General features: G+C 63.8%; 9 protein-coding genes (1 of these 9 cut by a window edge). 7 read left to right on the forward strand and 2 right to left on the reverse strand.

Going from position 1 to position 12,501, the window contains the following annotated elements; all coding sequences use genetic code 11:
- Nucleotides 1–5 precede the first annotated feature (5 nt).
- The 6 genes from prfA to LB577_RS10225 all read left to right on the forward strand — a co-directional run bounded on the left by prfA (nt 6) and on the right by LB577_RS10225 (nt 8,190).
- Complete coding sequence (gene prfA, locus LB577_RS10200) at nt 6–1,085, forward strand: peptide chain release factor 1 (RefSeq protein ID WP_013892871.1); 1,080 nt, start codon at nt 6–8, stop codon at nt 1,083–1,085.
- A complete protein-coding gene (prmC, locus tag LB577_RS10205; RefSeq protein ID WP_224686614.1) occupies nt 1,078–1,956 on the forward strand; it encodes a peptide chain release factor N(5)-glutamine methyltransferase in 879 nt (292 codons plus the stop codon). Before prfA ends, prmC begins: the two co-directional genes overlap by 8 nt.
- Nucleotides 1,957–2,258: 302 nt before the next feature.
- Complete coding sequence (locus tag LB577_RS10210; RefSeq protein WP_224686615.1) at nt 2,259–3,212, forward strand: DUF4167 domain-containing protein; 954 nt, start codon at nt 2,259–2,261, stop codon at nt 3,210–3,212.
- 220 nt (nt 3,213–3,432) lie between these two features.
- A complete protein-coding gene (gene clpB, locus LB577_RS10215) occupies nt 3,433–6,039 on the forward strand; it encodes an ATP-dependent chaperone ClpB (RefSeq protein WP_224686616.1) in 2,607 nt (868 codons plus the stop codon).
- A 72-nt stretch (nt 6,040–6,111) separates the two neighbouring features.
- Entirely contained in the window at nt 6,112–6,477 is a 366-nt protein-coding gene (locus LB577_RS10220) for an MmcQ/YjbR family DNA-binding protein (RefSeq protein ID WP_023780265.1), read from the forward strand.
- A 201-nt stretch (nt 6,478–6,678) separates the two neighbouring features.
- Nucleotides 6,679–8,190, forward strand: a complete 1,512-nt coding sequence (locus LB577_RS10225) for a L,D-transpeptidase family protein (protein ID WP_224686617.1) — start codon at nt 6,679–6,681, stop codon at nt 8,188–8,190.
- On the opposite strand, the gene LB577_RS10230 is transcribed toward LB577_RS10225, so the two are convergent.
- Nucleotides 8,164–8,796, reverse strand: coding sequence for a TMEM175 family protein (locus tag LB577_RS10230; RefSeq protein WP_023763938.1), 633 nt, complete (start codon nt 8,794–8,796; stop codon nt 8,164–8,166). The two genes, LB577_RS10225 and LB577_RS10230, sit on opposite strands and share 27 nt — an antisense overlap.
- Nucleotides 8,797–8,949: 153 nt before the next feature.
- On the opposite strand from LB577_RS10230, the gene LB577_RS10235 reads away from it, so the two are divergent.
- Nucleotides 8,950–10,527 carry an MFS transporter gene (locus LB577_RS10235; RefSeq protein ID WP_224686618.1) on the forward strand — a complete coding sequence of 526 codons (1,578 nt, stop codon included), beginning with the start codon at nt 8,950–8,952 and terminating at the stop codon, nt 10,525–10,527.
- A gap of 11 nt (nt 10,528–10,538) precedes the next feature.
- Here the strand turns inward: LB577_RS10235 and LB577_RS10240 are convergent, their stop codons facing one another.
- On the reverse strand, nt 10,539–12,501 hold the 3' portion of the coding sequence (locus LB577_RS10240; RefSeq protein WP_023780263.1) for a M23 family metallopeptidase. It continues 8 nt past the right edge of the window; 1,963 of the gene's 1,971 nt are visible here — the last part of the coding sequence; its start codon lies off the right edge, out of view — the gene reads right to left on this strand; it ends in the stop codon at nt 10,539–10,541.

Consider the following 12,501-nt stretch of genomic DNA (forward strand, 5'->3'; position numbering starts at 1 on the left):
TCATCATGGTCAACCTGCCACGCGATCGTATGGATCAAGTCGTCAAGCGTTTCGAGATGCTCGAGGCGCAGATGTCGGCCGGACCGGCGCCGGACGCCTATGTGAAGATGGCATCCGAATATGCCGAGCTGCAGGAGATGGTGGCCAAGGTTCGGGCGCTGCGCTCGGCCGAGCATGAGCAGGCCGATCTCGAGGCGATGCTCGCCGACAAGGGCACCGATGCCGAGATGCGGGCACTGGCCGAGGCGGATCTGCCTGGTGTCGAGGAGCGCATCGAGGCGCTGCAGAAGGATATCCAACTCCTGCTGCTGCCCAGGGATGCCGCCGACGACAAGAACGCCATCCTCGAAATTCGCGCCGGCACCGGCGGCGACGAGGCCGCGCTCTTCGCCGGCGATCTCTTTCGCATGTATGAGCGCTATGCCGCCGAACATGGCTGGCGCTTCGAGACGGTGTCGGCCAGCGACGGCGATGCCGGCGGCTTCAAGGAAATCATCGCCACCATTTCCGGCAGAGGCGTCTTTGCCCATCTGAAATTCGAATCCGGCGTGCATCGCGTGCAGCGCGTGCCGGCGACCGAAGCCAGCGGCCGCATCCACACCTCCGCCGCCACCGTAGCAGTGCTGCCGGAAGCCGAAGAGGTCGATATCGACATTCGCGCCGAAGATATCCGCATCGACACGATGCGGGCCTCCGGCTCGGGCGGCCAGCACGTCAACACCACCGATTCGGCGGTCCGCATCACCCATTTGCCGACCGGCATCATGGTGGTGCAGGCGGAAAAGTCGCAGCATCAGAACCGGGCGAAGGCCATGCAGATCCTGCGCGCCCGGCTCTACGACATGGAGCGCAGCAAGGCGGACGAGGAACGCTCGGAGGCGCGCAAGTCGCAGGTCGGCTCCGGCGACCGTTCGGAGCGCATCCGCACCTACAATTTCCCGCAAGGCCGCGTCACCGACCATCGCATCAACCTGACGCTCTACAAGCTCGACCGGGTGATGATGGGCGAGCTCGACGAAGTCATCGACGCGCTGATCGCCGATCACCAGTCGAAGCTGCTCGCCGATATCGGCCTTGATGGCTGACAGCCTGCCAGAGGCGCTGGGGCCGCTGCTGCGGGAAGCGCGGGCTCGGCTCGTGGCCGCCGCTGTCGATGATCCGACGCTCGACGCCAGGCTGATCGTCGAGCATTTTTCCGGTACCACGCGCACCCAAGCGATTGCCGATCCGGAGCTCAAGGTTCACGGGCGCGCCATCGAGGCGATCGACGCCGCCTTGAGACGAAGGGCCGGTGGCGAACCGGTGCATCGCATCCTCGGCTACCGGGAATTCTACGGTTTGCGCCTGTCGCTGTCGCCCGAAACCCTGGAGCCGCGGCCGGATACCGAAACGCTGGTCGAGGCGATCTTGCCCTTCGTCAAGGCAATCGCGGCGCGCGAGGGCGCATGCCGCATCCTCGATCTCGGCACGGGGACGGGCGCCATCGCCCTGGCGCTGCTCAGCGCCGAGCCGGCCGCGACCGCCACCGGTGTCGATATCGCCCCCGGTGCGCTGGCGACGGCGACCGGCAATGCCGGGCAACTCGGGCTCGGCGGCCGGTTCACGGCGCTGCAGTCGGACTGGTTCGAAAAAGTTTCAGGCCGATACCATGTAATTGCCGCAAACCCTCCCTATATAACTTCTCAAGACATTGGAAATCTGCAGGACGAAGTCCGCGATTTCGACCCGTGCCTGGCCCTCGATGGCGGCGTGGATGGGCTGAACCCCTACAGGATCATCGCCGCCGAGGCGGCAAGGTTTCTGGAAGCCGAAGGCAGGGTTGCGGTCGAGATCGGCCGCACGCAGCAGGACGAAGTTACGGATATATTCAGGTCTGCGAGTTATGGACTGGTCGGTGCTTTCCGCGACCTTGGTGGAAACGACAGGGTTCTTGTCTTTCAACGGGGAAAGCCTTGACGCAGTGCGAAAAAAGCGCTTGGCAATGCCGGGGAATGCGGCTAGGGTCGCGTTAACCGGATGAGACGAAGCAGGCAGTGCTCTTAGCGATTCGGTTTCCTTGGAAATAGCTGCCTTCTTGCGCAAACGACGCCCAAGCTTCGTGCGGGAATCGTCCGGCAAGTGATGTAACCGGAACAGGATGGCACGTGGCGCCAACGCAATTGATGCGGGCGAACGCCGGTGAAGAAACCGAACGGCTGGCTGCATGAGCGCCACCGTTCGTTACGAGTTTTCAAAAATTTCAAAATGAAGAGAGTCGAATGAGGCCACAACAGCAGAACAGGCGCATGCGCGGTCGCAACAACAATGGCGGCGGCGGCGGCAATAACAACAACAACAACAACAACCGCAAGGGGCCGAATCCCCTGACGCGCAATTACGAGAGCAACGGTCCGGACGTAAAGATCCGTGGATCGGCTCAGCAGATCGCCGAAAAATACGCCACCTTGGCACGTGACGCGCAAAGCTCCGGCGACCGGGTCATGGCGGAGAACTATCTCCAGCACGCAGAACATTACAATCGCATCATTGCCGCCGCCCAGGCGCAGATGCCGATCCAGAACGTCCAGCAGAATCGCGACGATTTCGATGATGACGGCGACGAGGATCGCGACGAGTTCGACAATGCCGGGTCCGGCAATGGGGCAGGAAACGGCGGCAACGTTGGTTCCGAACCGCAAGTTCCGGTGGTCAACCATGGCGCCGGGCCGCAACCGGTGATCGAGGGCATGCCGGCCGAGGTGGCACTGAACCGGGAAAGCGGCCGCGATAATCGTGATGGCGGCCGTGATAATAGCGGGCGCAACAATGGCGGCCGCGACAATGGCGGACGCCACCGTGATCGCCGCCCCAATGGCGGCTATGGCCAGAATGGCCAGCGCGATTATGCTTCCGCAGAGCAAGGCGGACAACAGCAGCGCAACGAGGCCCCGGTCCAGGCGGAAGGCGCCGTGTCGCCGGCCGAGAGCGTTGCCGCAGCCGAGCCAGCTCCATCATTCGAGAATTTTTCGCCCGCCGGTCTGGCGGCCCAGGCCGAACTCAACGAGGCAGCCGCCGAGAGCGGTGCCGCCCGCCGCCCGCGGCGTCCGCGCCGTCCTCGCACCAATGCCGACCAGGTCGACGCCGGTGGCGGCAACGCCGATACGGGTGAGATGACCACGGCCCCCGCCGACAGCGGCAATGCCGAGCCGGCCACCACCGACATCGACAACTGATCGGACAGTATTTCAAGACGTTGAACGGCGGAGAGAAATCTCCGCCGTTTTCGTTTGGGCTGACGTGGAATATTATGCATTGACCGATATCAAGGCGTCTTGAGACGGCATGGCCTATGCACCATATCTCGGCTGAACTGGATCCGGCTCGAATGGGCGGGTCCGTCACCGTAATCTGATCCGGTGCCGCAAAGCGGGCCGGTGACGGAAGGAGACAGATATGAACCTTGAGAAATATTCCGAGCGCGTGCGCGGCTTCATCCAGTCCGCGCAGACCATGGCGCTCTCACGCAATCACCAGCAATTCACCCCCGAACATATCCTGAAAGTCCTCGTTGACGACGACGAAGGCCTGGCCGCGTCGCTGATCGAGCGCGCCGGCGGCAATGTCCGCGACGTCAAGCTCGGCGTCGAGACGGCGCTCGAGGCGATGCCCAAGGTGGAAGGCGGCAACGGCCAGCTCTATCTGGCGCAGCCTCTGGCCAAGGTGTTCTCGACCGCCGAGGAACTGGCCAAGAAGGCTGGTGACAGCTTCGTCACCGTCGAGCGGCTGCTGCAGGCGCTCACCATGGAGAAATCGGCCAAGACCGCCGACATCCTGGCCAAGGCCGGCGTCACCGCGCAGGCGCTGAACCAGGTCATCAACGATGTCCGCAAGGGCCGCACCGCCGATTCGGCGAGTGCCGAACTGGGCTATGACGCGCTGAAGAAATACGCGCGCGACCTGACGGCGGATGCCCGCGCCGGCAAGCTTGACCCCGTGATTGGTCGTGACGACGAGATCCGCCGCACCATCCAGGTGCTGTCGCGCCGCACCAAGAACAACCCGGTGCTGATCGGCGAGCCGGGCGTCGGCAAGACCGCGATCGCCGAAGGCCTGGCGCTGCGCATCGTCAATGGCGACGTGCCGGAATCGCTGAAGGACAAGCAGCTGATGGCGCTCGACATGGGCGCGCTGATTGCCGGCGCCAAGTACCGCGGCGAGTTCGAGGAGCGGCTGAAGGCCGTGCTTTCAGAAGTCACCTCGGCCAACGGCAGCATCATCCTGTTCATCGACGAGATGCACACGCTGGTCGGCGCCGGCAAGGCGGACGGCGCCATGGATGCGTCGAACCTTCTGAAGCCGGCGCTGGCGCGCGGCGAACTGCACTGCGTCGGCGCGACCACGCTCGATGAATATCGCAAGCATGTCGAGAAGGATCCAGCCCTTGCCCGCCGCTTCCAGCCGGTCTTCGTCGATGAGCCCACGGTGGAGGACACCGTCTCGATCCTGCGCGGGCTGAAGGAGAAGTACGAGCAGCACCATAAGGTGCGCATCTCGGACTCGGCGCTGGTGGCGGCGGCGACGCTGTCCAACCGCTACATCGCCGACCGTTTCCTGCCCGACAAGGCGATCGATCTCGTCGATGAAGCCGCGTCGCGGCTCAGGATGCAGGTCGATTCGAAGCCCGAGGCGCTGGACGAGATCGATCGCCGCATCATGCAGCTCAAGATCGAGCGCGAGGCACTGAAGGTCGAGACGGACGATGCCTCGAAGGACCGGCTCGCCCGCCTGGAAAAGGAGCTGGTCGGCCTCGAGGAGGAATCGACCGAGATCACCGCCAAGTGGCAGGCCGAGAAGCAGAAGCTTGGCCTCGCCGCCGACCTGAAGAAGCAGCTCGACGAGGCACGCAACGATCTGGCCATTGCCCAGCGCAAGGGTGAATTCCAGCGCGCCGGCGAACTTGCCTATGGCAAGATCCCGGAGCTGGAAAAGAAGCTGAAGGAGGCCGAAGCCCAGGACGGCAAGGTGGGGATGGTCGAAGAGGTGGTCACCCCCGACCACGTCGCCCATATCGTCTCGCGCTGGACCGGCATTCCGGTCGACAAGATGCTGCAGGGCGAGCGCGACAAGCTGTTGCGTATGGAAGACGAGATCGGCAAGCGGGTCGTCGGCCAGGGCGAGGCGGTGCAGGCTGTTTCGAAAGCCGTGCGTCGGGCCCGTGCCGGCCTGCAGGATCCGAACCGGCCGATCGGTTCGTTCATCTTCCTCGGGCCGACGGGTGTCGGCAAGACCGAACTGACCAAGGCGCTGGCAAGCTTCCTGTTCGACGACGACAGCGCCATGGTGCGCATCGACATGTCGGAGTTCATGGAAAAGCACTCGGTCGCCCGGCTGATCGGCGCGCCTCCCGGCTATGTCGGCTATGAGGAGGGCGGTGCGCTGACCGAAGCCGTGCGGCGCCGGCCCTATCAGGTCGTGCTGTTCGACGAGATCGAGAAGGCGCATCCGGATGTCTTCAACGTCTTGCTGCAGGTTCTCGATGACGGCCGCCTGACCGATGGCCAGGGCCGCACCGTCGATTTCCGCAACACGCTGATCATCATGACGTCGAACCTCGGCGCCGAATATCTCGTCAATCTCGGCGAGGACCAGGATGTCGACGCGGTACGCGACGAGGTGATGGGCGTCGTCAGGGCATCGTTCCGGCCGGAGTTCCTCAATCGTGTCGACGAGGTGATCCTGTTCCACCGGTTGCGACGCAAGGACATGGATCGCATCGTCGAAATCCAGCTCAAGCGGCTGGAAAGCCTGCTTGTCGATCGCAAGATCACGCTGGCGCTGGATCACGAGGCGATCGAATGGCTGGCGGCCAAGGGTTACGACCCGGCCTATGGTGCGCGACCGCTGAAGCGGGTGATGCAGAAGGACCTGCAGGATCCGCTGGCGGAGAAGATCCTGCTCGGCGAAATCCTCGACGGTTCGACGGTCAAGGTGACGGCCGGATCCGACCGGTTGAACTTCCGCTCGAAGCCGTCGATCGTCGCGGCCGAGGCGGCGGCCTGATCCAATGCCGCGCATCCAGTCCCGGATGCGCGGCATTTTCTTCTAGGCATTCCTATTAACAGCGAGGCCCGGATGACGCTGGACGACTACAACAGCTTCTGCGCCTCGCTGCCGGCCACAAACCATGTCGTCCAGTGGGGCGGCGCCCATGTCTGGAAGGTCGCGACCAAGGTCTTCGCGATCGGCGGCTGGGACGACGGAAAGCAACTCTTCGTCACCTTCAAATGCTCCGACATCGCCTATGATGTGCTCAAGGAACAGCCTGGCTGTCGGCCCGCGCCCTATCTTGCATCGCGCGGCATGAAATGGATCCAGCGTCAGACAAGCCAGAGCGTGGATGATGCGGCGCTGAAGGACTACCTGCGCGAGAGCCATCGCCTGGTCGCCCTGAAACTGACGAAGCAGGCGCGCAAGCAACTGGGGCTTGGCGCAAGCTAGCCAATATTCCGAGAGACGCCGGAAGCCGCCATCTTCATGCCCGGTTCATGTTGGAACCATAAGGTGGTTAACTGGTTTGCTGGCGAGGGGGTTCGCCTACCGCATCGGCCCGAAAATCGTTTCGATTTCGGAAGGCATGATGTGGCATCCTAAAGAACAATGCCGGGCGGCGGCAATTTACGGACCGGAGAGTTGGCTACAATGTTCCGCACGATCTTTGCCCTTTCGGCGCTCGCCGCCGGGCTTGTGTCCTCCGGTGCGTTTGCCGCACCGACGCAGGACGATGCACCAAGGGTTGTCCGTGCTGCCGATGCCGGCGGCATCCTTGTCGCGCAGGACGGCAATCTCGATATCTACTACGACGCCAGGGGCAATCGCGTCATCGTCGATGCCGATACCGGCAAGGTCGTCGCCATCCAGCCACCGCAGTCACGGCTCGACCGGCGCGCGCTGCGCCGCGAGATGCGGCTGCGCGAGCTGGGCCGCGGCCCCGCCGACGATGACCGCTACTATCTCGACGATCCGGAAGACATGGCACGCTTCCGCCGCAAGCAGTTGGAAGAGGAAGGCCGGGTCATCCCGCCGCCCGCGGATGACGGCGACAATTCGGTGGAGGCCTACCCGCCGGCACCGCAGGACGACGGCAGCTACGACAACAATTACCCCGATGCGCCGCAGCCGGCAAAGCCGCATACCATCAAGCGCCAGCCGCTCGATGAAGCCTCGATAGATCCTCTCCAGCCGGCAGCGCCCGAGGATCAAGACGCGCCCGCCGATCAGGCGGCGCTGCCGCCGAATGCTGGCGGCAACACAGCGGTCGACCCGTCGCTGTCGCTGGGAGCGCGCCAGGATGTCGCCGCCCTGCAGGTGCTGCTCGACCGCGGCGGTGCTTCGCCCGGCGTCATAGACGGGCGCTTCGGCTCGAACGTCGACAAGGCGCTCGCCGCATACAACGAGATCACCGGCAGCAATTTGAAGTCGACCGATGCGGTCGGTATCCAGGCCGCTCTTGCGCAATCGGGCGGCGATGCCTTTGCCAACTACACCATCACGCCAGAGGATGCGGCCGGCCCCTACGTCGCCTCGATCCCGGAAGACTACAGCCAGAAGGCGCAGCTCGACCGCATGGGCTACACGTCGGTGCCCGAAGCGCTGGCGGAGCGCTTCCACATGGACGAAAACTATCTGAAGTCGATCAACAAGGGCCTCGACTTCAATCGCCCCGGGACGATCATCAAGGTTGCCAATTTCGGCAAGCTGGTGTCGACCCCGGTCGCGCGCATCGTCGCCGACAAGGGCAAGAAGGAAGTCTACGCCTACGATGCGGGCGGCAAGCTGGTCGCAGCCTATCCCGCGACCATCGGCTCGGCCGACACGCCGTCGCCCACCGGTATCCACACGGTGTCGCGCATCGCGCTCGACCCGAACTACACCTACAATCCCAACATCAATTTCAAGCAGGGCCAGAACGACAAGATCCTGACCATCCCGCCAGGTCCCAACGGGCCGGTTGGTTCGGTGTGGATCGCGCTGGACAAGCCGACCTACGGCATCCATGGCACGCCGGAGCCGTCGAAGATCGGCAAGACCGAAAGCCATGGCTGCGTGCGCCTGACCAACTGGGACGCGCGCGAGCTTGCCAAGCTGGTGTCGCCAGGCGTCACCGTGGAGTTCGTCGGTGGACCTTCAACCGATGACTTTGCGCAGCAATGAGCCGCGCAGCGCGGCGGCATAGACCAGCTGCACCACCAGAATGAAGCCGACGCTGAGCAGAGGGGTGACCAGGCAAAGTGCGGCGCCGATCGCCCATAGAATCTGTGCCTTGACGATGCGCAGATAGACCGTGCGTTTCGTTTGCGCGTCGACATCTTCCGCCACAAAGCCGTTCTTCTCGGCGTAGCGCCAGCTGGCGAACAGCGTGACGCCGAGCATCAGCAGATTGAGCCAATAGACAAGAACCGCGGTCCTGAATTCGAGGAAGTCGGCCAGAAGGTCCGTCGAGAATGGCAGCAGGGCGATGAAGGCGAGAAAGCAGAGGTTCAGCGTGGCGAGCCGCCGGTCGGATTTGGCGATCAGCCCATGTTGCGCCTGCTGGCCGAACCAGAAGATGGTCAGCGTCAGGAAACTCAAGGCGTAGGTCAGGAAGCGTGGCGCCAGTGCCGCGATGGCGGCAAGCAGATCGCGCTCGGAATGAACAGCCTCATGCGCCGGCACCCTGATCTCGAGCACGATCAGGGTCAGCGCGATGGCGAACACGCCGTCGGTGATGCCGACGATGCGGCCACGTCCCTCCGCCGATGCTTCAAGTGGGCGCTTCATCGATTTCTCCCCGCCTGTTGCTCGCGCCGGAACCTAGCATGACTGCGGCCGTTTGCATCCGATAGAGCGTCATCCTGGCCAACTGGCTGGTTTCAAGGACAGCAAGGTGCTGGCCGGTTGTTGCAAACACAATGGCGGTCTAAGCAGGGTTCCATGCATTCACCAAGCAAAGCAGCCGCCATCCCGCTGACCAGCCCGGTCACCACCGGAACCTTCTGTCCGCAATCGCAGCGGCGATACGTGTTGATCGCAGCGATCCTTGCTTCGGCGCTCGGCTTCATCGATGGCTCGATCCTGGCCATCGCCATGCCGGCGATCCGCGTCGATCTCGGCGCCAGCCTCGCCGAGGCGCAGTGGATTTCCAATGCCTATGCGCTGACGCTGTCGGCGCTGATCCTAGCCGGCGGTGCCGCCGGCGATCGGTTCGGGCTGCGCCGCGCCTTCGTGGCCGGCATTGCGCTTTTCGTCGCCACATCGCTCGCCTGTGCGCTGGCGCCGAACGCTGTCGTGCTGATCGCGTTTCGCGCCCTCCAGGGCATTGGTGCCGCGATCATGGTGCCCGGCAGCCTCGCCATCATCGCCAAGGCCTACCCGAAAAAGGAGCGCGGGCGAGCGATCGGCATCTGGGCGGCGGCCTCGGCCTTGACCACCGCGCTTGGTCCCGTGCTCGGCGGCCTGGTGCTTTCTGCTTTCGGCGACGGCATCTGGCGGGCGATCTTCGCCGTCAACCTGCCGCTCGGCCTGATCTCGATCTATCTGCTGCTCGTCAAGATCCCGGCCGATGCACCGACGGAGAAGCGCAGCCTCGATCTTGGTGGCGGCGCGCTCGCGACATTGGCTTTCGGCGCGCTCGCTTATGGACTGACCTCGATGAGCGCCAGCGGCGAGGGCCATATGGCTGGGCCCAGCATTGCCGCCGGTGCCGTGCTGCTGGTCGTCTTCATCCTGTTCGAGCAGCGGCAGCGTGAGCCGATGATCGACCTCAGCCTGTTTCGCATCGGCGCTTTCGCCGGCGCCAATGTGGCGACCTTCTTCCTCTATTTCGCGCTGTCGGCCAATCTTTTCTACCTACCCATGCTGCTGATCGCCGGCTGGCGGCTGAGCACGGCCGAAGTCGGCTTCATCTTCCTGCCGCTGTCGGCATTGATCGCGCTTCTGTCGGGACCGGTCGGCCAATTGTCGGACCGGATCGGACCGCGTTTCCCGATCGCCTGCGGCAGCCTGATCGTGGCGGTCGCCTTCGCCGGGCTTGCCCTGCTCGCCTATGTTGGCTTCCATCATTTCTGGACGGGGATATTTCCGCTGATGGCGCTGATGGGGCTTGGCATGGCGCTGGTCGTCTCACCTTTGTCGACCGCGATCATGACGGCGGTGGAAGACAAGGATACAGGCGCTGCCTCCGGCATCAACAATGCCGTCTCGCGCATCGGGGGACTGATCGCCGTGGCGGCGATGGGGTCGCTGGCCGCCTGGGTGTACGCCAACGCACTGGACGGGAGTGCGGCGCCGGGCGTGCCTGGCTTCGGCGAACCGGCGCCGGCCGAACTTGCGCCGGCGCTCGATGCGGCAAGGCTCGCGGCCAGCGATGCGGCGTTTGCCGCCGTCTCCTTGGTGACGGCGCTGCTATGCCTGCTTTCGACAGTGATTGCCTGGACGACCATTTCCGGGGAGCCATTGCCCTGGCAGCGGCAAGCCAAACCGTCGCCGCAAGCCAAAACCCGGCAGGACTGAAATTCGAAGGCTCAGCCTTCGATCTTGGCGCTGGCGACCTTCAGCGAATTGCCGTCTTCCTGCTTCAGGAGATCGTCGATGCGCTCGCGCTCGCGCTTGAAGGCGACGAGATCGTCGCCCTTCAGCACCTTGCCGACCGGCAGCCGGACGCGCATAGAATCAACCTTGGTGCCATTGACGATCAGTTCGTAGTGGAGGTGTGGACCGGTGGAGAGGCCGGTCTGGCCGAGGTAGCCGATGACCTGGCCTTGCCGGACACGAACGCCAGGCGCGATGCCTTTGGCGAAAGCGCTCTGGTGATTATAGGAGGTCTCGTACCCGTTGGCATGGCGCAAGATGATCTGCTTGCCATAGCCACCGGCCCAGCCCGCTTTCTCGACCACGCCGTTACCGGCGGCGATGATCGGCGATCCGATGGGAGCAGCCCAATCGGTGCCCGTGTGCATGCGGACATAGCCGAGAATAGGATGCTTGCGTGCACCAAACCCGGAGGTGAATCTCCCGTTTGGCAGTGGATTGCGCAGCAGGAACTGCTCGGCGCTCGATCCATTCTCGTCGAAATAGTCCGTGCTGCCGTCCTGCATCTGGAAGCGGTAGAAGTTGCGCGTCGTGCCGCCAAATGTTGCCGAGACATAGAGAAGGTCCGAATTGTCGGAAGTCTGATCGTCCCCGTCCGGCTGCGAGAACAGCACTTCCAGCCTGTCCGACGGATTGAGCCGCGACTGGAAGTCGACGCCAGGCGCAAGCAGCTTGATCAGCCGCTGGGTCATCGCCTTCGACATGCCGTAGGAATAGGCGGTGCGATAGATGCCGTCATAGACATTGGGAAGATTGCCGCGCACCACCACGGGCGCCGACGAATCGTCGAACGCGGTCAAAAGTTCGGGATTGGGCTCCGGTTCCTGCGCGGGCACATACTGGCCGCGGTCGTCGAGCGCGATGGTGACGATATGCGTAGTCTTGTCGTAGACGCTGGTGCGCACGACCTTTGCGGCATCGCCGCGAACCTCGAGGCCCACTCGCAGCACCGTTCCCGCCTTGAGTGCCGGGGCGTTCAAGAGCTTGGCGATTGCTTCGGCCATGCCGGTGGCGTCTTCGCCCGTGTAGCCCGAATCGGCGAAGGCCTCGGTAAGTTCGGTATCCCTGGTGAAGGGAATGATTTCCTCGGCGAAAGCCGGCGCCTGGTCGTCGACATTGGCGCGCGGCGCCACGGAGACGTTTTCCGGTACGATCTTCACGTCATAGGAGCCGGCCATGCTTTCGGCAAAGGCTTCGCCGAATCGTTGCGGGTCGACATAATGGAGTGAAGCGACCTGCACGGCGCCGTCGCTGAGGTCGGTGCCGGCTTCGCGCACCACCTTTTCCACCTCATCGGCGGACAGGTCGCTCTTTTCGTCGAAGGAAGCCGTCTGGATGGGGAAATCCACGGTCTTCAGGCTCATCTCGCTTTCGACCTTGGCGCCATAAATCTGACCGGCGGCGGCGGACGCGGCAGCGGGCTGCGCCGAGGCGTCATCGCCGTCGTCGCCGAACACCTGCATCGGGTCGAAAGGCGGGTAGGGCCGGCTGGTGGTGTGGCCGGCGGCGAGCGCCATCTTGATCTGCACGAACGGCATGGTGTGGATGACATCGCGGTCGCCGACCTTGGTGACCATCGACACTTCCATGCGGCGGCGGTCCTTGGCCTTGGCGATCTGACGGGGCGCCACCAGCCTTGTCGTCTTGGCCACCTCGCCGGAATCGCCATTGCTGGCAAGGCCGATCAATTCGGCGATTTCGGGTGGCGTCGCCAATTGCTGGCGCCCGTCAAGGGCGGCGAACAGCGCCACGCCCATCAACACACTCGAGGTCACGCCGGTCAGGAATGTTCCCGACAGCCAGCGCGCAGAAACCTCGCGCCGATCGGGCGGGCCGCTGCGACCGTCCGCGATAAGCGGCGGATCATTGCCGAGTTCGGCTATGACATTTTCCGTG

It is taken from the genome of Mesorhizobium sp. B283B1A (genome assembly GCF_020165735.1).
GTDB classification, from domain to species: domain Bacteria; phylum Pseudomonadota; class Alphaproteobacteria; order Rhizobiales; family Rhizobiaceae; genus Mesorhizobium; species Mesorhizobium opportunistum.